Here is a 19761-nt window from a genome sequence, read left to right on the forward strand (position 1 = left end):
CAGAAGAAAAATCACTATTTCCCGCGCCAGGGGTTGGCAGTTCAGGATTTGCGCCCAGATATCCAGTGAATTTTGGCCACGCGGAATAAAAGGAACTCGTACATGAGCTTTGACTATGATCTGTTCGTCATCGGAGGCGGCTCGGGCGGAGTTCGCGCGGCACGGGTGGCGGCGGGTGAAAACGGCGCCAAGGTGGCTCTGGCGGAAGAGGATCGTTACGGCGGAACCTGCGTGATCCGTGGCTGTGTACCCAAGAAGCTGATGGTTTTCGCCAGCGAGTTCGCGGATACGGTCGGGGACGCGCAGGCTTATGGCTGGGACATGCAGCCGGGTGCGTTCAACTGGAACACTTTCAAAGTTAAGCTGCACGCAGAGCTCGATCGGTTGGAAGGTATCTACCGCAATATCCTGAAGAACAATGGTGTCGAGAGTTTCGACCAGCGCGCCCATGTCGTTGATCCGCATACGGTGGAACTGGCTGATGGTACCCGCAAGACAGCCAAGCATATTCTTGTCGCAACGGGCGGTCGTCCGGTTGTACCCGAGTTCCCCGGATCTGATCTTGCGATCACCTCGAATGAGATTTTCCACCTGGAGGAACTGCCCGAATCCATGCTGATCGTTGGCGGTGGCTATATCGCCTGTGAATTTGCCGGGATCATGAATGGGATGGGGGTCAAAACGACTCAGTTCTATCGCGGGGCGCAGATTCTGCGGGGCTTTGATGATGAGGCGCGCGGGCTGATCAGTGAAGAGATGTGCCAGAACGGCATCGACCTGCATCTGGGCACCAACGTGCTTGAGATGAAAAAGCAGGGCGACAAAATCTGGGTGAAGGCCACAAATGGCTCCGAGCAGCTATTCGACGTTGTGATGTATGCCACGGGTCGCGCGCCGAATGCGGATGATCTGGGGCTTGAGGCCTTGGGCGTCGCGCGCGGTCGCAAGGGTGAGATCATCGTGGATGAGTACAGCCAAACAGGCGTGCCCTCGATATTTGCCATTGGTGATGTAACCGATCGGGTGAACCTGACCCCTGTGGCGATCCGCGAAGGCATGGCTTTTGTCGAGACCGTCTTTAAAGGCAATCCAACGCCCGTTGATCACGAACTGATCCCGACCGCCATCTTTACCCAGCCGGAAATGGGTACTGTGGGCCTCAGCGAGGAAGCGGCTGCGGAACAGGAACCGATTGAGGTTTATGCGACCTCATTCAAGCCCATGCAGAAGGCGTTTGCCGGAGGCACACAGCGCGTGCTGATGAAGCTGATCGTGTCGCAAGAGACGCGGAAAATCCTCGGCTGTCACATCGTTGCGCCAGGCGCGGGTGAGATGATTCAACTTGCCGGAATTGCCGTAAAGATGGGTGCCACCAAAGAAGATTTCGACCGTACGGTTGCAGTTCATCCGGTGATGGCCGAAGAACTGGTGACAATGCGGCAACCTGTGCGCACGGCTTGATTTGCAAGCGCGCGCACACACGTTACAAGGGAACCCGTGATCACACGGTCCAACACAAGGGAAAAGATACATATGGCGGGCAACAGCGGCGGCCCCTGGGGGGGCGGAGGCTCATCCGGAGGCGGAGGAAATCGGGGTAACAACGGGGATGGGCGCAAGCCCCCCGAAGGTGACGGCCCGCAGATCCCCGAGATCGATGAGCTGATGAAAAAGGGCCAGGAACAGCTGCGCGTCCTGATGGGCGGTCGTGGCGGCGGTGGCCGTGGTACAAATGGTTCGGGCGGCGGCGGTGGCCCCGCGTTTACCAAAGGGACGGTTGCGATCGGTCTGTTGGTTGCGGCAGGTCTGTGGGGGCTAGCAAGCTTTTATACAGTCAAACCCGAAGAACAATCTGTCGAACTGTTTCTGGGTGAGTTCTCGGCTGTCGGAAATCCGGGTCTGAACTTTGCGCCTTGGCCTTTTGTGACCGCCGAGGTCATTCCGGTCACCCGCGAACAGAACGAAGACATGGGCGGTGCCCGTGGCAGCGACGATGGTCTGATGCTGACCGGCGACGAGAATGTGGTCGATATCGACTATCAGGTTGTCTGGAACATCAATGACCCGGCGAAATTTCTGTTCAACCTGCGTGATCCGCGCCAGACAATCCGCGCCGTGTCTGAATCGGCGATGCGCGAGATTATTGCGCAGAGCGAACTTGCGCCGATCCTGAACCGGGATCGCGGTATCATTGCTGATCGCCTGCAGGAACTGATCCAAGAGACAATGGATAGCTACGATTCGGGTGTAAACATCGTTCGTGTGAACTTTGACAAGGCTGATCCACCGCAGGACGTGATTGCCGCGTTCCGCGACGTTCAGGCCGCCGCGCAGGAGCGTGACAGGTTGCAGAACGTCGCTGACGCCTATGCCAACCGCGTTCTCGCTGAGGCGCGTGGTGAAGCCGCGCAGGTACTGGAAGAGGCTGAAGCTTATCGTGCCCAGCAGATCAACGGTGCACAGGGTGAAGCCAGCCGCTTTAGCGCGGTTTTGGAGGAATATTCCAAAGCACCTGATGTGACCCGCAAACGTCTGTATCTGGAACGCATGGAGCAAGTGCTGGGTGACGTGGACAAGATCATTCTGGATGAAAACTCGACAGGATCGGGGCAGGGCGTCGTGCCTTATTTGCCGCTCAACGAGTTGCGCCGTAACCCTGCAGGGGAGAGCAACTGATGCGTAAGACAACGTTTATTCTGCCGATCATCTTTCTTGCGATAGTCGGTGTTCTGTCCTCGATCTTCATCGTGGACGAGCGTGAGCGCGCTCTGGTTCTGCAATTTGGTCGCGTTGTTGCGGTTAAGGAAGATCCGGGGCTGGCATTCAAAATCCCGCTGATTCAGGAAGTGGTGCGGTATGACGACCGTATCCTGTCGATTGACGTTCAGCCGCTGGAAGTGACGCCTCTGGACGATCGTCGTCTGGTGGTCGATGCCTTCGCACGCTACCGGATTTCTGATCTGGAACAGTTCCGTCAGGCCGTTGGTGTCGGCGGTATCCCGGTTGCCGAGGATCGTCTGGACCGCATTCTGCGCGCCGAAACCCGCGAGGTACTGGGTTCGGTTTCGTCCCGTGACATCCTGAGTTCGGATCGTGCCGCGCTGATGCTGCGTATCCGCAACAGCGCGATTGCACAGGCACGTGCGCTGGGCGTGAACGTAATCGACGTGCGTCTGAAGGCGACCGATCTGCCGCAGGCCAACCTTGAGGCGACGTTTGACCGGATGAAGGCAGAACGTGAACGTGAAGCGACCGACGAACGCGCCCGCGGTAACGAAGCCGCGCAGCGTGTGCGCGCGCAGGCCGACCGGACCGTGGTTGAACTGGTTTCCGACGCCAACCGTGAGGCCGAGATCATTCGCGGTGAGGCCGATGCCGAACGCAACGCGATCTTCGCCGAAGCCTATGGTGCCGATCCGGAGTTCTTTGAATTCTACCGTTCGCTGACCGCCTATGAGAATGCCCTGCAAGGCAGCAACAGCTCGTTGATCCTGAGCCCGGACTCGGAGTTCTTCAACTACCTTGCTTCTCCGACCGGGCGTCGGGCACCGGCAGCTGCGGCCGCTGAGTGATGGGCATGATCCTTCTGGCCTTCGGGCTGGTACTGATTGTCGAGGGGCTGGCCTATGCGCTGGCCCCTTCGCTTATAGAACGCATGCTTGAGGCGCTGCGCGCGTTGCCGGAACAGGCGCGGCGGCTGGTCGGGCTGCTTTGTGTGGTCAGTGGGCTGGTGCTGCTGTGGGGCGCATATCAGGTCGGTTTTTGATGCGATGGTTTCACGCACCGGTGATTTCCCCGCGATCCCGAGTTGCGGGCCGGGACAAACTGACTACATTGGTTGCAAAGAAGGGCATCCGGGTGATGCCAACAGAGAATTAGTCAACAAGGAGACCCCAAGTGCAGGCTAAGGCGCGCAGTGTGTCCGTCCGACGGGACGATTTTGTTATGAAGATGCGGCTGATGTGGCTGACCTTAGTGGGGGTGCTGCTGGTTTTGGCTCAATCTGTGTCCGCGCAGGCGCGGGGTGACAGCCTGGCACCGCTGGCTGAACAGATTAGCCCTGCGGTGGTCAATATCACCACGTCGACGCTGATCGAAGGCCAGACTGGCCCGCAAGGGATCGTGCCTGAGGGCTCACCATTCGAAGACTTTTTCCGAGAGTTTCAGGATCGCAATGGCGGGGACAATGAAAATCGCCCACGTCGCAGCAATGCGCTGGGCTCGGGCTTCGTGATCTCGGAAGACGGCTATATCGTCACCAACAATCACGTGATTGCCGAAGCCGATGAGATATTGGTCGAGTTTTTTCCCGGTGATGGCCAGCCCGCGAAAGACTTGGTTGCCAAGGTAATCGGCCGGGACGAAAAGACCGACATCGCGCTGCTGAAAGTCGAGGCGGAAGGGCCGCTGAAATACGTGCAGTTCGGTGACAGCGACATTGCCCGCGTGGGCGATTGGGTGATCGCGATGGGCAACCCGCTGGGGCAAGGCTTTTCGGTGTCAGCAGGGATTATCTCGGCCCGGAATCGGGCACTGAGCGGGTCATATGATGACTACATCCAGACCGATGCTGCGATCAACCGGGGCAACTCGGGTGGGCCGCTGTTCAACATGAATGGCGAGGTGATCGGCGTAAATACGGCGATCCTGTCGCCCAATGGCGGCTCGATCGGGATTGGTTTCTCGATGGCTTCGAACGTGGTGATCAAGGTCGTTGATCAACTGCGTGAGTTCGGGGAGACCCGTCGTGGTTGGCTGGGCGTGCGCATTCAGGACGTGACCGAGGATATGGCCGAGGCGATGGGGCTGGACAAACCCGGAGGTGCGTTGATCAGCGATGTACCGGAAGGCCCGGCAAAAGAAGCGGGCCTGCTGGCCGGAGACGTGATCATCAGCTTTGATGGTGTCGAGGTCGAGGATACACGCGGTCTTGTGCGGCAGGTGGGAGAGACCACCGTTGGCAAATCTGTGCGTGTGGTCGTGCACCGTGATGGAGGCACCCAGACCGTGCTGGTGACGCTGGGCCGCCGCGAAGACGCCGAACGTGCCGAGAACGGCGAAGAGCCGGAAGCCGAAACGCCGACTGAGGAAGACAAGGATATTCTTGGCCTGACCATCGCTCCGCTGGGGGATAGCCAGCGCGAGGAATTGGGTCTGGATGCCGATGCCGAAGGATTGTTGGTGACCAATGTTGATGAATCCTCGGAAGCCTTTGAAAAGGGTCTGCGCGCCGGTGATCTTATCACTGAGGCGGGGCAGCAGAAGGTGACTTCGATCACTGATCTGGAGACGCGGATGGATGAGGCGCGTGAAGCAGGACGCAAATCTCTGTTGCTGCTGGTGCGGCGGGGCGGGGAACCCCGGTTCGTAGCGCTGAGCCTAGAATAATAAACTCAGCGAACAGATCCGAAATTAGAAGGTCGGGATATTTTCCCGGCCTTTTTCATACTTCGTTAAGAAAAAAGCCATATGCCGGGGAAGGCATATGGCTCTGTACAGGGAGAGGTCGGTGGACAGATATCGGGGATGATAAAACCGACCTCCTACGGTAACGGGATTAACCTTAGGGCAATCTTAAAGCTGCGTATGTGAAGCGGATCACATCTGTGCCGAAAATTTAGATTAAATCGGATTCGGCCAGTTGCCGCAGCGCGTCAAAGTCGTGGATCTGCAGCCCGCCGCGCGAAGCTTCGACGACATTGTCGCGTTTCCATGTCGAAATGGTCTTTGACACTGCCTCACGCGTCGCACCGACAAATTCGGCCAATTCGCTCTGCGAAAGCGTGATACGTGCCGTTGGGCTGTCCTGTTGTCCTGCCAGGTGCAAAAGCTTGCGCGCCAGTCGGATCGGCATCGGCAGGAATACCTGCTCGTTCAATTGAGCGCCCATATAACGCATGCGAAGACCGGCCAAGCGGATCAGATCCACCGCAAGGTCAGGATGTTCCCGGATCTGCGCCATCATGTCTTTCTGGCGAACGCGCAGGACTTTGGAGGGCTCAGCTGCAGTAACGGTTGCGGTGCGGGGACCGCTGTCGAACAACGCGATCTCCCCGAACACCTCACCTGGGCGCATCATGCTGAGAGAAAGCTTGCGCCCGCTCGACGCAAGAAATGACACTTCGAGCGCACCGGAAAGAATGGCATAGAGCGCATCGCCTTCATCGTCCTGCTCGAACAGGACATCGCCCCGATCCAATGTGACTTCGGTGGCCTGGGCTGCCAGCATGGTGCGCAGCTCTTCAGAGGCTTCGGACAGGAATCCACTGTTGGGAAATGCCATCATTCGGGCGCTGATCTCCGGGGTTGAGTGGTGCGGGTGGTGACCCAACTTTTCACAGCTTCAAGCTTAAGCCAAGAAATTTTGTTAGCTTGTTACGCTTGGGCAAGAACAGTTATTGCTTGTCGGGATCATCCATATAGCTTTGCAGCAGGTTGAACTGCATCATCAGAAACGCCATCAAGGCAATGGGAAAGCCGAAGGTTTCGATCTTGACCCATAGGTCCGTTGACATCGTGCGCCAGACCAATTCATTGGCTGCGGCCAGTACTGCGAAACAGGCACACAGACGCCGGGTGAGGATCATCCAGCCCTCGTGCTGCATGGGTAGCATCTCGTCCAGAACATATGCCAGGTAGGATTTCCCCTGCAAAAGCCCGATCCCGAGGATGGCGGAAAAGAAGCCATAGACCAGCGTTGTTTTCATCTTGAAAAACCGCTCATCATTGAACCACGCGGTGAGGCCGCCGAAGAAAATCACCATGAATGCGGTGAAAATCTGCATACGGCTGAGTTTGCCCGTCAGGTACCAGAGGATGCCCATGGCAGCCAGCATCAGCGGCACGAACAGGATGGTGGCGACGATGAACCCAGAATACTCGGTGCCGCCGATCACGAAATTGTCATCACGCAGGCGCAGGTAGATGAAGAAGAAGGCCAGTGGGGGGCCAAGTTCCAGTACCTGTTTGAGGAATGGGTTGATGTCTTTTTTCTCTGCCATGATTCCAACCTGCTGCTTACCCGCCCATTTCAACTATTACTGCGCCGAGTGCAATCAATGCCATCAACGCAATGCGTCTGGGGCCGACAGTTTCTTTCAGCACCAGCCAGCCGATGAGTGCTGCGAAAACGGTGGAGGTTTCGCGCAGGACCGCCGCCTCTCCGACCTTGTCCAGTCGCGTGGCGAGCATGATGGCACCGAAGGACATCGGCGCAATGATGCCGCCCGCGAACCCGCGAAGCATCAGAGGTCCAAGCGCAGGGCGGTGGATCATTGCGCGGTATCTGAGCGCAGCATAGATAGGCATCGCGGCCCCGTCGATCATGAAGAACCACGCAAGGAAGGTGAACGGGTCAGCCGTAGCGCGGATACCGTAGGCATCATAGGTCGTATAGAGCGCCACGAAGAGGCCCGTGACGACCGCCAGCACCAGCGCGATTTGCAGCGTATCTCGATTAGTCTCAAGGTAGCGCAGGTTATAGGCGGCAAGGCCGAAGATACCCGCAAGAAGCGTCGCGACTCCAAGCCATTGGATGGCCGAGAAGGTTTCACCGAACAAAAGATAGGCTCCGATCACGGTGAAGAGCGGGCCAGTACCGCGCACGACCGGATAGACAACGGTATAGGAGCCTTTGGTGTAGGCCATCGCCTGCAGCACTTTATAGCCGATATGGATCAGCCAGACGACGCCAAAGATCGGCCACATGTAAGGTTCGGGCCATGGCACGATGAAGAAGGCGAATGGCATCGCCATAAGGCAGTAGCAGGCATCGATCGCCCCGCGCGACATCCACGGGTCGTGGCGACCTTTTTGCAGTGCACCGAAAACCGCATGCAGGAAGGCCGCCATCAGCGCGAGCGCGAGGGCGAGTTGGTGGCCTGCTTCGGTGCCTTCGAGGGAGATCAGCCAGTCGCTCAAATCGGGGCTTTCGCTTGGGCGGAGAGAGTGGGGGGCTGTCTGCCCCCCACGCCCCCCGAAGGTATTTTCGGCCAGATGAAGGGGCGGATCAGCTTTGCAACCCGGTGAGGGCGGCGGCGAATTCTTCGGGGTCGAACGGAGCGAGGTCGTCGATTTGTTCGCCGACACCGATGGCGTGGATCGGCAGGCCGAACTTGTCGGCGAGGGCGACCAGTACGCCGCCTTTGGCTGTGCCGTCCAGTTTGGTCATTACGAGGCCCGAGACATCTGCCAGATTGCGGAAGGTTTCCACCTGGCTAAGGGCGTTCTGGCCGGTGGTGGCGTCCAGTACCAGCAGGGTGTTGTGCGGGGCGGTGTCGTCGACCTTGCGGATGACGCGGACGATCTTGGCCAGTTCCTCCATCAGGTCGGCGCGGTTCTGAAGGCGGCCCGCTGTGTCGATCATCAGAAGGTCAGCGCCTTCGTTCTGCGCTTTTGTCAGGGCATCGAAGGCCAGCGAAGCGGGGTCTGAGCCTTCGGGCGCGGTCAGCACCGGGACGCCTGCGCGGTCTCCCCAGACCTGCAACTGCTCGACGGCGGCTGCGCGGAAGGTATCTCCGGCGGCGATGACGACCTTTTTGCCCGCGGCTTTGAACTGGCTGGCGAGCTTGCCGATGGTCGTGGTTTTGCCTGAGCCGTTCACGCCCACGACCAGCACCACTTGTGGGCGCTTGGGGTAGATTGGCATGGGTTTGGCCACGGGGTCCATTACGCGGGCGACTTCCTGCGCCAGAAGCTGCTTGATTTCCTGGGTCGAGAGTTTGCGACCAAAGCGCCCCTCGGCCATGTTGGACGTAACGCGCAGGGCGGTGTCGACGCCCATGTCCGAGGCGATCAGAAGCTCTTCGAGCTGTTCCAGCATGTCGTCGTCCAGCGTGCGGCGGACAACGGTCTTGGATTCATTTCGGCCGAACAGGCGACCCATCAAACCCTTGGATTCTGGAACCTCTGGGGGTGGAGGGGCCGGTGTAGGATCAGTTGGGATCGGAGCAGGGGGCTCGACCGGTTGCGGCGCGGGCGTGGGTTCTGGAACTTCGGGAACCGGTTGCGGTTCGGGTTCTGGTTCGGGGATCACCGGATCAGGATTTGGGGTTTCCTCGCCGCCATCCTCGACAATCGCATCCAGCCCCTCTTCGAGGCGCGATGAGGATTTGAACAGCTTGTCCTTGAGCTTTGAGAAAAACGCCATTTTTGGTCTCCGCAGGTGTTCCCCTCACCTAATGCGGATTGGCGGCAGTTGCAAAGGGTCAGGTAAAGGCGATCAGAAACCCGGCTTGGGCAGCCCAGTAAAGCGGCCAGACCAGATAGGGCGTAAGCTTCAGGGTCGGGTGATTGGCAGGTAGCAGGAACTTTTCAGTCGCAAGCGCCAGGTCCGAGGCGATGAAGGCCATTGCGGCGGGAAGGGCCCAGCGTAAGGCTCCAGTTTCGGGAAGGGCAAGAACGGTGATGCCCATGCCCAGGATGATTGGAATATAAGCGAGGACGGGGATCTTGAGGTCTCCGGCGCGGGGGGTGAGCAGCGTGGCCATAACGATGCCCAGGATGATCAGGAACCAGATGATCGCGGGGTGGTCGAAGATCTGTTCAGGGTTGCTGCTGGGGCTCGTCAAAAATAAGGCGATATAGGCCAAATGCCCCGCAGCAAATGCACCGATGCCTGCCATGAATGTGCTGTCGGTTTCGCGTGACAAAAGGGCATCGCCTATCGCGCAGAAGGTAAGGGCGAGGATCAGGAGCCATGGCGCGCTTGCCAGTATGGCGACGCCTGCCAGCAGCACGACCGATGCTGTTTTCAGCATGCTACGCAGGGTGCCGGCCGGGCGCGCGGTAAGTGGCAGGTAGGTCAGCGCGCAGGCCGCCGCAATCCAGAAAAGAAGTGTCGTCATGGTGCGTCCCCGATGTTTTTGAGTCAATCATCGCCATGATCTCGGCGGTGCATCAAGGCGTGACGTGGAGTTATCTTGCCGATCGCCACGATGTGGAAAGGTTGAATGGCACTTGTGGGTTGCTTCTGACACAGTGTGACCATGATCCGAACTTGCATGATTCTGCTGACCCTTTTCGCTCAGCCCGTTGCGGCACAGTCGCCTCTGACAGGGCCTGAATTCGATGCGTATACGCGTGGGAAGACTTTGTATTACGGGTTCGATGGGCAGGCCTACGGAGTCGAACGGTATCTGCCAGACCGCCGAGTCATCTGGTCATTTCTGGATGGCAATTGCATGAACGGAGTTTGGTACGAGCAGGAAGATCAGATCTGTTTCATCTATGAGGATCAACTGGCGCCGCAATGCTGGGTTTTCTGGCAATCCGGGGGCGGTTTGATCGCACAATTCGAGGGCGATCCGACAGCGACCGAGTTGTACGAGGCCGAGGATATTGGCGAAGAGATGTTGTGCTACGGACCGGATGTCGGGGTCTGAAATGGTCGCAGGTCTTCATAGTCCAGCATGACGTGATGTTGAAACGCGGGCCTTTCGGTTAGCCGTTCATAGTATCGACGCAAATGCGGTAACGGTGCGCGGACGATGTCAATATCGTAGTAGCGGTAAAGGACGTGGCCGAGCTGTATATCCGCCAGTGTAAATTGCTCACCCCCAAGGAACGTGTTTTGGTCCAGCTCCTTGTCTGCGATTGCCAGTTTGATTTCCAAATCGCTGACGGCCCGATGGATCGCTGTTTGGTCCTGCTGTTCAACGGGTGTTCGCACAATTTGCCAGAACACCGGAACGGTAAACGCCATCGCCACGTTGAGTTTCGCCCATTCGGCCCATTTGTCGATCGTGGCGCGCCGGGCAGGATCTGAAGGCCAGAATGCCTGTTCGCCATATTGGGTGGCCAGATATCGCAGGATGGCGCCGGTTTCCCAAAGCGGTGGGTTGTCGCCATCTTGCAGGACGGGGATGGTTTTGTTTGGGTTCAGTGCCCGAAACGCTGCAGTGTCCAGCCCGCCGAAGCGATGGCCAAGATCGTGACGCTGGTATTCTAGGCCAAGCTCACCCACGCACCACATTAGGGCCTGAACGTTCGAGGATGTTTTACGGCCCCAGATCGTCAACATCGGTCAGAACAACGATCCCTGATCAGGAGGTGCCTGTTTGGATTTCTTGGGTGGCGCCTTGCCCGCAGCCCCGGTCCTGAGGCGACCGTCAGCGAATTCGATCTCAAGAACAGCGTGACCGGAGGCTTGAGCTTTGGTTGTGATGACCTCTCCTTCGGCGCGCACGACGGCGTAGCCACGCCCGAGCGTCGCCTTGTAGCTCAGCGTTTCACGTAGGCGGTCGGTGGCGTCCATCTGCTGGCGCAGGCGGTCCAATCGCGTGGATTGCCCGGTGTTCAGGCGTTCGGATAGGCGATTCAGAGCGTCGCGCCGTGTTTCCAGCTCGCGCTGGATCGGGCGCAGTGACAGGCGTGAGGACAGGTTGCGCCAGCGATCGCGGCGGGTTTCGACAAAGCTGCGCAGGGTCGAGGGGCGCAGACGCGCCGCACTGTCCAGCAGTTTGACGCGGCGGTTCTGAACACCCCGGATCAGCGCGTTGGGCAGGCGTTCCGAGATTTGGTCGAGCCTTTGGCGCGGGCTTTCCAGCAGTGTATCGGGGCGGGGCAGGGCTCGGGACAGGACGCGCAGACGCTGGCTGCGGCGTTGCACGGCATCCGTGGAGGCGCGCGACAGGCGGGCCCCTTGTTCGTTGGTCCAAGCCAGCAGTTCCATGCGGACCGGTACGGCAAGTTCGGCAGCGGCGGTTGGCGTAGGCGCGCGGCGGTCCGAGACATAGTCGATCAGGGTGGTGTCCGTCTCGTGCCCGACGGCCGAGATCAGCGGGATTTCTGAGGCTGCAGTCGCGCGCGCGACGCTTTCTTCGTTGAAGCCCCAGAGGTCTTCTATGGACCCACCGCCGCGCGCGACGATAATCAGGTCGGGTCGCGGGAGGGCCCCGCCCGGTGTGAGTTGATTGAAGCCTTCGATGGCGCGGGTCACTTCGGGGGCACAGTTTGCCCCCTGAACCGCGACGGGCCAGATCAGTACTTTGCGCGGGAACCGATCACGCAGCCGATGCAAGATGTCTCGGATCACCGCACCGGAGGGCGAAGTGACAACGCCGATGATCTGCGGCAAGTAGGGCAGGGGTTTCTTGCGTTCAGCCGCAAACAAGCCTTCGGATTCGAGCTGCTTTTTGCGCTTTTCCAGCAATGCCATCAGCGCGCCTTGCCCGGCGACGGCGACTTCATCGACATTCAGGTTGTATTTCGACTGGGCTCCAAAAGCTGTCAGGCGCCCGGTGACGACAACCTCGAGGCCTTCTTCGGGAACAACTGAAAGACCAGAAATCTGCCCTTTCCAAGTTGTGCAGGCCAGCACGTTCCGGTCGTCCTTTATGTCGTAATACAGATGACCCGAACGGGCCTTGAACACGCGGCCCACTTCTCCACGCACACGGATTCGGCCAAAGGTGCCCTCGAGCGTGCGCTTCACCTCGCCTGAGATGTCCGAGACAGTGTATTCGGGGGTGTTCTGACCCGGAATCGGGTCATCTAGCAGGTCGGACATTTCAGCGCCTTGTGTCAAATCTCTGCGCAGCTTAGAACGCCGCGCAGGCAAGGCCAAGCAGATCGGAGCGTTTCATGAATATCCTCATTCTCGGCAGCGGTGGACGCGAGCACAGTCTGGCTTGGGCGGTGATGCAAAACCCCAAATGTGATCGCCTGATTGTGGCGCCGGGGAATGCCGGGATCGCCCAGATCGCAGAGTGCGCGGCGGTGGACATTGAGAATGGCGGTGCTGTGGTCAACTTTGCCGAGGAAAACGCGATTGATTTCGTGATCGTTGGCCCCGAAGCGCCTTTGGCCGCAGGGGTCGCTGACCGGCTGCGCGAAGCGGGTGTGCTGGTTTTCGGGCCCTCGGCAGAAGCGGCGCGCTTGGAGGCCTCAAAAAGTTTCACCAAGGAAATCTGTGACGCATCCGGCGCGCCGACGGCGGCTTATGCCCGGTTCGCCGAGGCTGAGCCCGCCAAGGAATACATCCGTGCGCAGGAGGCCCCGATTGTGGTCAAGGCCGATGGGCTGGCTGCCGGGAAGGGCGTGATCGTTGCGATGGACGAGCAAACCGCCCTGGACGCGATTGACGACATGTTCGGCGGAGCCTTTGGTGGCGCGGGGGCCGAAGTGGTGATCGAGGAGTTCATGGAGGGCGAGGAGGCGTCTCTGTTCGTGCTCTGTGACGGAGAGGATATCCTGTCGATCGGCACAGCGCAGGATCACAAGCGCGTCGGCGAGGGCGATACCGGGCTGAACACAGGGGGTATGGGCGCCTATTCTCCGGCCCCGGTGCTGAGCGCCGAGATCGAGGCCCTTGCGATGGATCAGATCGTGCGCCCGACGGTCGCCGAGATGAAGCGGCGCGGGACACCGTTTCAGGGTGTGCTCTACGCCGGTTTGATGATCAAGGATGGTCAGCCCAGGTTGGTGGAGTACAACGTGCGGTTCGGAGATCCCGAATGTCAGGTACTGATGATGCGCCTTGGCGCTCAGGCCTTGGACCTGATGCACGCGGCGGCCGAGGGTCGCTTGGCTGAGACGCGGGTGAACTGGGCCGACGATCACGCCATCACGGTCGTGATGGCGGCAAAGGGGTATCCTGGTTCTTATGAAAAAGGCACTGTGATCAACGGCCTGGGCGATCTGGCCGAGGATAGTAGCAACATGGTATTCCACGCGGGGACAAAAGCGGCTGAAGGCAAGGTTCAGGCCGCGGGTGGCCGCGTTCTGAATGTGACTGCGCGTGGGGAAACGCTGAAAGACGCACGCGACCGGGCGTATGGCATGGTTGAAGGTGTTGATTGGCCTGAAGGGTTCTTCCGTCGCGACATCGGCTGGCGCGCGCTTTAACTCAGTAGTCGGGCTGCGCCCGGCTTGATGATTTCGGGGCGAGGGGTCAGCCCCTCGCGCTCCCCGAGGTATTTATGGCCAGATGAAGATCGGATCAGCACTTTAGTGCGTTGGCCAGATCTTTGAGACTGTTGAGTGGTCCGAGGTCTTTTTGTCGCCAGCCTTTGCTGTACGAGACGCCTATGATCCGCGACCAGTCGGCGCTGGCGAGGATCAGCTCAGGGTGCGTTTCGCATTGGCGCAGACCGCCTGATATAAAATCTTCTCCGATCCTGTGATTGGTAAGGCCAGGGATTGTCGCGATTTCAATGAGTTCACCGTCTTTGTAACGCCAGATGCGCAGAGTTTTCGCAAGGTGTGGGCGGTCGACATAGGCGATCTCGACATGTCCATCGCCGTCCAGATCGGCGGCACCGATGGGGGCGAGCCAGCGGTTGCGCGTGCCGATATGGGGGGTGGCGGCGATTTTTTGACCATTTATGTCATAGATCGCCAGTTGAGCACCCGTATGCTGCTGGGTCTCTACAACGATGATTTCAGGCAACCCGTCCTGATCGATATCGGCCAGGCGTGGGGCAAGATCTTCGAATACGCGGTCTTCAGGCAGACGTATTGTAACGGTCGAGCGTTTGGAGCTATCGGCTTTTCGCTGTGCCGCCGAGGAAATACTTGTTCCGACGTCGATTTCCAAAGCACCGTATTCGACGGCGTCGCCAAGCACCCCATGGGCGTAGCGTGATGTTGGTTCCGTGAAGCCAGCAGATACTTTGGTTTCGCCGCTGGCTGCGGGCATATTCCCCGTTAGCCAAATGCAAACCATCAGAACAGCGCCGCGCGCCCGACGGAGCCAAAGGCGGTTGGGCTGACGCGGCGCATCAGAGTGCATCAGATCTGCTTTTCGGGCATCTGCACAACCAGACCATCCAGCGCGTCGGTGACCTTGATCTGACAGGTCAGGCGCGAGCGGGTCGGGTCGGGTTCATAGGCGAAGTCCAGCATGTCCTCTTCCATGTCGTCCTTGGCGGGGATTCTCTCGACCCAGTCAGGATGAATATAGACGTGGCAGGTCGAGCAGGCGCAGGCGCCGCCGCAATCGGCCTCGATGCCGGGGATGTTGTTGTCGCGGGCCCCTTCCATGACCGTCAGCCCGTTGGCGACGTCGACTGTATGTTCGGTACCGCTGTGCTCGACATAGGTGATCTTTGCCATTGCTTGCGTCTTCCTTTTGCGATGTTCGAGAGCTTTCTTAGTGAAGGGAATTAGGTGATTCCAGTGGCAATTGCGACTCTGGATGCCGTGTTTGGAGTTTTGCGGCTTTGGTAAGGCTAAGTTTGCGTGCCTGGCGACGCGATTGTAGGGAAACACTGAGAAAACGAATTTGCCTGATGAGTGCTACCAGCGCCCGGACGCGCCCCCGCCACCAGATCGACCGCCGCCGAAACCGCCCCCGCCAGAGCTTTGGGAAACCTGAGGGATATAGTAGTTGGTTTCTTCAGCGTAATCGCATTTTAGGCATTCGATCCGGCGAATACCCGAACCGGCCTTCGTTGTACTTGCGGAGAGCGTGATGCGTCGCCTCTGGCGCAGACTGCGGTTCCCACATTTTGGGCAGGTTCGAAGTCGTACCAGACTATCACTTATGAAATTGCGGCCTTTGAGCATCATAATCATCATGGCAAAGAGGCCAAATATCCAGAGACCTAGATCATCATTTGTTTTCTTGGCGGGCGCGGCCTCGCCAGTGCGAAAAGGCTGTATGATCTGATCTATGATAGCCGTAGTGCCGGCCTTGATCCCGATTGCATAATTGTTTGCTTTGAAGGCCGGGAGGAATTGCGTGTCAACAATGCGTTCCGCGGCGTGATCCCAGTCGCGCCCATAGGCGGCGCCAAGCTCGATTCGCATAGCCCGGTCATCCCGTAAGACCATCACAAGCACACCATCGTTTCGAGAAGCGTCGCCGATCCCCCAGTGGTCAAAAAGCCCGGTGGCAAACTGTTCGAGCGTCAGACCGTCGGCATAGTCGCCTTGAGTGCGCAGTGTCAGGATGGTCATTTCGACCCCTGTCTCGCGTTTGAGCTCATCTAGTTGCTCAGCAAGTGCCTCCTCGTCCAACGGGCTGAGCAAATTGGCAAAGTCGTTGACGGTCGTGCTTTGATAGTCGGGATAAGTTTGCCCAAATGCAGTATTGGCCCAAATCATTAATAAGACGAAAACAATTCTCATGGCTGCCCGCGTGTTTTTCGGAAGCGTATCACCGAGCGACACAATAGCAACCGGGATATGGCCCGACCCTGGAAGGTTGTGTGTCAAATGCCGATGATGGTTTTCGGTAACGATTACCGCCTGAACAATACCCCCTGCGACTGCCGGTCCCGATGATCCCCGCGCAGTTCTGCATGTAAGGCTCGGCCTGCCTGCACGCTGGGTCGGGCGCTCATCATGTCCAGCCAGCGGGTGAAATGCGGTTTGTCCTCAAGCACCTGTTGCTGGCCTTCCCATAGGCTGGCCCAGCCCCAGATCGACATGTCGGCGATGGAGTAGAAATCGCCGGCGACGTATTCGTTTTCGGCCAGCCTGCAGTCGAGTACGCCGTAGAGACGCCCGACCTCACTGCGATAGCGGTCTTTCGGATAGGAATGGTCTTGTGGCGGGTCTAGATGTGGAGCGTATTTAAGGAAGTGATGCGCTTGGCCGGCCATCGGGCCTACGCCGCCCATTTGCCACATCAGCCATTCCTCGACTGCGATCCTGTCACGTTCGGTATTGCCGTAGAATCGCCCGGTCTTGCGGGCGAGGTACATCAGGATCGCGCCGCTTTCGAACACCGAAACAGGCGCGCCGTCAGGGCCATCCGGGTCGACGATGGCGGGCATACGGTTGTTAGGCGAGATCTTTAGAAATTCGGGATCGAACTGGTCGCCCTTGCCGATGTTGATTAAGTGGGTTTTGTAGGGCAGCTCCATCTCTTCCAGAGCGATGGACACTTTCCAGCCGTTGGGCGTGGGCCAGAAATAGAGATCAATCATGGGGCCTCCTTGAGTTTGGGCGATCATGAAGCTTTCTGCACAAACGGCAAGAGCGCGCCCGGCCGTGTTACGAAAGCGTGACCGGTGATCAGTCGGGCTTGACGTGTTCCGGGGCGGGGCGTAAACGCATCTTCATTCATGTGGCGATTTGTTACCGGATTGCGGGCCACGTTAAACAACACCGCTAAAAGGTCAGGATGAAAGACCCCTTTCGCTTGGCCGCGTCTGGGGTTTTTTGTTTGCCTCCAATGCGGGGCTGAAAGGAATGAGATGAGCGAGAGCTGGAACAAACGCACCCAAGCCGTCCATGGCGGCATCCGTCGCAGTCAGTACAATGAGGTTTCTGAGTCGATCTTTCTGACGCAGGGGTTTGTCTACGATACCGCCGAGCAGGCCGAGGCCCGGTTTATCGAAAGCGGCCCGGATGAGTTCATCTATGCCCGCTACGGCAACCCCACCGTGTCGATGTTCGAGCAGCGTATCGCAGCTTTGGAAGGCGGCGAGGATGCGTTTGCCACCGCTTCAGGTATGGCCGCTGTGAACGGTGCGCTGACTTCGATGCTGCAGGCGGGCGACCATGTGGTTTCAGCCAAGGCGCTTTTTGGGTCCTGTTTGTATATCCTCGAAAACATCCTGACGCGTTATGGCGTTGAGGTGACCTTTGTAGACGGCACCGATCTGGACGCGTGGGAGGCCGCGATCCGGCCTGACACCAAGGCAGTGTTTTTTGAATCCATGTCGAACCCGACGCTTGAAGTGATCGACATCACGTCCGTGTCGAGGCTGGCCCATGCGGTGGGTGCGGTTGTAATCGTGGACAACGTGTTCTCGACACCCGTGTTCTCGCGCGCGATCGAACAGGGAGCCGACGTGGTGGTCTATTCGGCGACCAAGCATATCGACGGGCAGGGCCGGGCGCTGGGCGGCGTGATCATCGGCACCAAGGAATTCATCCGTGGCACGGTCGAGCCTTACATGAAGCACACCGGCGGTGCGCTTAGCCCGTTCAGCGCTTGGATCATGGTCAAAGGTCTTGAAACCATGGCCCTGCGCGTAAACGCCCAAGCCGACAGCGCGCAGAAGATTGCAGAAGCTTTAGAAGGGCATTCTGCACTGGAGCGGACACTGTATCCCGGGCTGAGAACCCATGCGCAAAACGCGTTGGTGCAAGAGCAGCTGGGCGGCAAGGGCGGCACGGTTCTATCGCTGGACATCAAGGGCGGCAAAGCGGCGGCGTTTGCTTTCCTGAATGCGCTGACGATCCCTGTGATCTCGAATAATTTAGGCGATGCCAAGTCGATCGCAACGCACCCGGCCACCACAACGCACCAGCGTCTGAGCGACGAACAACGCGATGAGTTGGGTATCACGCCGGGCCTGATCCGACTTTCGGTTGGGCTTGAGGATGCCGGTGATTTGCTTGCGGATATCCAGCGCGCGCTAGACGTATCTCAGGGCTAGTGATGCGCCGGGAATGCATCATCAGGCGGATGTGATCCGCCTGATCCGGCGCATTTGGTTGTAAAATGACGATTTCTTGCCTCGAATTTCGATCCGGACTGCTATTCCGCGCGTATCGTTCAGGACTGGTAATTAAACCTCGGTGGTATATAACCGTCGGCCTAGCAAGGGATCCGTGCCAATGAACATTCATCCGCGCGACATCAACGAGACACCCGATCACGATCAGGCCGCAGCAGCGCTCAAGGTGCTGCGCGAATGGGCGAAATCAGCCTCGGCGGCCGAGATCAGTCAACTTGACCCGGCAATTGCGCAGCTTGTCCCGGGGCTGTTGCCGTCAAACTATCCGGCCCTGTCGCGCGAATATCCCCACGAGTTCGAGGCGGATGCAGCCTATAAGGCCACATTGCCGGATCTGCAAAACGGTCCGTCCAGCCTGATCCGGGGTTCGAAGCAGCAGATCCAGCATGTCGGCATCTCGAATTTCCGCCTGCCGATCCGGTTCCATCGCAAAAGTGGTGCCGAGCTGACACTTGAGACCTCGGTCACCGGGTCTGTCAGCCTTGAGGCCGAGAAGAAGGGCATCAACATGTCTCGGATCATGCGGTCCTTCTACAAGCACGCCGAGCGCACCTTTAGTTTTGAGGTGATGGAGGCAGCGCTGAACGACTATCTGACTGATCTGGATAGTTTGGATGCGCGCATACAGATGCGGTTTTCCTATCCCGATCGGATTGAGAGCCTGCGTTCGGGCTTGTCCGGATACCAGTATTACGACATCGCGCTGGAACTGGTTGATCAAGGCGGAGAACGTCTGAAGATTATGCATCTGGACTATGTCTATTCGTCCACATGCCCCTGTTCATTGGAACTGAGCGAACACGCGCGCGCAACCCGCGGGCAGCTGGCGACGCCGCATTCCCAGCGCTCGGTGGCGCGGATTTCGGTGGTTATCGATTGCAACGCCGATTGTCTGTGGTTCGAAGATCTGATCGCGCTGTGCCGCCGCGCGGTGCCGACCGAAACTCAGGTGATGGTCAAGCGCGAAGATGAACAGGCCTTTGCCGAACTGAACGCGGCCAATCCCATATTCGTGGAAGATGCCGCGCGTCTGTTCTGCGCCGAGCTGCAGGCCGATCATCATGTCGGCGATTTCCGTGTGATCGCCAGCCATCAGGAAAGCCTGCACAGCCATGATGCGGTCTCGATTCTAACCGAAGGTCCAACCTTCGAATCCGCGAGCCTGGACCCGCGTTTGTTCACGACGCTGTTTCATGTGGGCTGATTGACCCCGCGGAAGCTGCTGGAAAAACAGTCAAAAATCCTGCATGGGCGCTTTTTTGCCGCAATGCAGCATGAAATGCTGCATTTGCACCCTGAATTGCGCTAGATTGTCCCCGAGTGCAGCTGCTGCGCATCCGTAAAA

At 58.6% G+C, this 19761-nt stretch carries 20 protein-coding genes and 1 riboswitch; of the genes, 9 read left to right on the top strand and 11 right to left on the bottom strand.

Annotated features, from left to right (window positions below; genetic code table 11):
• Positions 1 to 102: 102 nt before the first annotated feature.
• From gor to ACR0BT_RS00355, 5 genes are all read left to right on the top strand, one after another.
• Positions 103 to 1461, top strand: a complete 1359-nt coding sequence (gene gor, locus ACR0BT_RS00335) for a glutathione-disulfide reductase (protein ID WP_170393558.1) — start codon at positions 103 to 105, stop codon at positions 1459 to 1461.
• A 72-nt stretch (positions 1462 to 1533) separates the two neighbouring features.
• Entirely contained in the window at positions 1534 to 2676 is a 1143-nt protein-coding gene (gene hflK / locus ACR0BT_RS00340) for an FtsH protease activity modulator HflK (RefSeq protein ID WP_170393723.1), read from the top strand.
• The gene (hflC, locus tag ACR0BT_RS00345) at positions 2676 to 3572 is read left to right on the top strand and encodes a protease modulator HflC (RefSeq protein ID WP_170393556.1); all 897 of its coding nucleotides are present in this window, start codon (positions 2676 to 2678) and stop codon (positions 3570 to 3572) included. The genes hflK and hflC overlap by 1 nt, the downstream gene beginning before the upstream one ends.
• Positions 3572 to 3766: a DUF2065 domain-containing protein gene (locus ACR0BT_RS00350; protein ID WP_170393554.1), complete on the top strand. Its 195-nt coding sequence runs from the start codon at positions 3572 to 3574 to the stop codon at positions 3764 to 3766. Before hflC ends, ACR0BT_RS00350 begins: the two co-directional genes overlap by 1 nt.
• A 179-nt stretch (positions 3767 to 3945) precedes the next feature.
• The gene (locus ACR0BT_RS00355; protein WP_480762681.1) at positions 3946 to 5388 is read left to right on the top strand and encodes a Do family serine endopeptidase; all 1443 of its coding nucleotides are present in this window, start codon (positions 3946 to 3948) and stop codon (positions 5386 to 5388) included.
• Positions 5389 to 5617: 229 nt separating this feature from the next.
• Here the strand turns inward: ACR0BT_RS00355 and ACR0BT_RS00360 are convergent, their stop codons facing one another.
• From ACR0BT_RS00360 to ACR0BT_RS00380, 5 genes are all read right to left on the bottom strand, one after another.
• The gene (locus ACR0BT_RS00360) at positions 5618 to 6286 is read right to left on the bottom strand and encodes a Crp/Fnr family transcriptional regulator (protein WP_170393550.1); all 669 of its coding nucleotides are present in this window, start codon (positions 6284 to 6286) and stop codon (positions 5618 to 5620) included.
• A 109-nt stretch (positions 6287 to 6395) separates the two neighbouring features.
• Positions 6396 to 7001: an inner membrane-spanning protein YciB gene (locus ACR0BT_RS00365; protein ID WP_170393548.1), complete on the bottom strand. Its 606-nt coding sequence runs from the start codon at positions 6999 to 7001 to the stop codon at positions 6396 to 6398.
• A 16-nt stretch (positions 7002 to 7017) separates the two neighbouring features.
• A complete protein-coding gene (locus tag ACR0BT_RS00370; RefSeq protein ID WP_170393546.1) occupies positions 7018 to 7920 on the bottom strand; it encodes a DMT family transporter in 903 nt (300 codons plus the stop codon).
• 88 nt (positions 7921 to 8008) lie between these two features.
• Positions 8009 to 9148 carry a signal recognition particle-docking protein FtsY gene (gene ftsY, locus ACR0BT_RS00375; RefSeq protein WP_170645841.1) on the bottom strand — a complete coding sequence of 380 codons (1140 nt, stop codon included), beginning with the start codon at positions 9146 to 9148 and terminating at the stop codon, positions 8009 to 8011.
• Positions 9149 to 9206: 58 nt separating this feature from the next.
• A complete protein-coding gene (locus ACR0BT_RS00380; protein ID WP_170645842.1) occupies positions 9207 to 9845 on the bottom strand; it encodes a lysoplasmalogenase in 639 nt (212 codons plus the stop codon).
• Between the two features lie 141 nt (positions 9846 to 9986).
• On the opposite strand from ACR0BT_RS00380, the gene ACR0BT_RS00385 reads away from it, so the two are divergent.
• Positions 9987 to 10382: a hypothetical protein gene (locus ACR0BT_RS00385; protein WP_170404949.1), complete on the top strand. Its 396-nt coding sequence runs from the start codon at positions 9987 to 9989 to the stop codon at positions 10380 to 10382.
• Here the strand turns inward: ACR0BT_RS00385 and ACR0BT_RS00390 are convergent.
• Positions 10358 to 11020, bottom strand: a complete 663-nt coding sequence (locus ACR0BT_RS00390; RefSeq protein WP_480762274.1) for a glutathione S-transferase family protein — start codon at positions 11018 to 11020, stop codon at positions 10358 to 10360. The genes ACR0BT_RS00385 and ACR0BT_RS00390 overlap by 25 nt on opposite strands.
• A 3-nt stretch (positions 11021 to 11023) precedes the next feature.
• On the bottom strand, positions 11024 to 12508 hold the full coding sequence (gene xseA / locus ACR0BT_RS00395) for an exodeoxyribonuclease VII large subunit (RefSeq protein WP_480762276.1): 1485 nt from the start codon (positions 12506 to 12508) through the stop codon (positions 11024 to 11026).
• A 74-nt stretch (positions 12509 to 12582) separates the two neighbouring features.
• Here xseA and purD point away from each other — a divergent pair, with 74 nt between their 5' ends.
• Positions 12583 to 13845: a phosphoribosylamine--glycine ligase gene (gene purD, locus ACR0BT_RS00400; protein WP_480762277.1), complete on the top strand. Its 1263-nt coding sequence runs from the start codon at positions 12583 to 12585 to the stop codon at positions 13843 to 13845.
• A 94-nt stretch (positions 13846 to 13939) separates the two neighbouring features.
• Here the strand turns inward: purD and ACR0BT_RS00405 are convergent, their stop codons facing one another.
• The 4 genes from ACR0BT_RS00405 to ACR0BT_RS00420 form a co-directional block, all read right to left on the bottom strand.
• Entirely contained in the window at positions 13940 to 14638 is a 699-nt protein-coding gene (locus tag ACR0BT_RS00405) for an FG-GAP repeat domain-containing protein (protein ID WP_480762278.1), read from the bottom strand.
• Between the two features lie 92 nt (positions 14639 to 14730).
• The gene (locus tag ACR0BT_RS00410; protein WP_170404961.1) at positions 14731 to 15054 is read right to left on the bottom strand and encodes a 2Fe-2S iron-sulfur cluster-binding protein; all 324 of its coding nucleotides are present in this window, start codon (positions 15052 to 15054) and stop codon (positions 14731 to 14733) included.
• Positions 15055 to 15237: 183 nt separating this feature from the next.
• A complete protein-coding gene (locus ACR0BT_RS00415; protein WP_480762280.1) occupies positions 15238 to 16071 on the bottom strand; it encodes a TPM domain-containing protein in 834 nt (277 codons plus the stop codon).
• A 113-nt stretch (positions 16072 to 16184) separates the two neighbouring features.
• Complete coding sequence (locus ACR0BT_RS00420; protein ID WP_480762281.1) at positions 16185 to 16874, bottom strand: glutathione S-transferase N-terminal domain-containing protein; 690 nt, start codon at positions 16872 to 16874, stop codon at positions 16185 to 16187.
• Between the two features lie 130 nt (positions 16875 to 17004).
• Positions 17005 to 17082: riboswitch (SAM riboswitch) on the top strand.
• 62 nt (positions 17083 to 17144) lie between these two features.
• On the opposite strand from ACR0BT_RS00420, the gene metZ reads away from it, so the two are divergent.
• Positions 17145 to 18335, top strand: a complete 1191-nt coding sequence (metZ, locus tag ACR0BT_RS00425; protein WP_170596012.1) for an O-succinylhomoserine sulfhydrylase — start codon at positions 17145 to 17147, stop codon at positions 18333 to 18335.
• 181 nt (positions 18336 to 18516) lie between these two features.
• Entirely contained in the window at positions 18517 to 19620 is a 1104-nt protein-coding gene (folE2, locus tag ACR0BT_RS00430; protein WP_170563343.1) for a GTP cyclohydrolase FolE2, read from the top strand.
• The last annotated feature ends 141 nt before the right edge of the window (positions 19621 to 19761 follow it).

This window comes from Ruegeria sp. CJ6 (assembly GCF_056536665.1).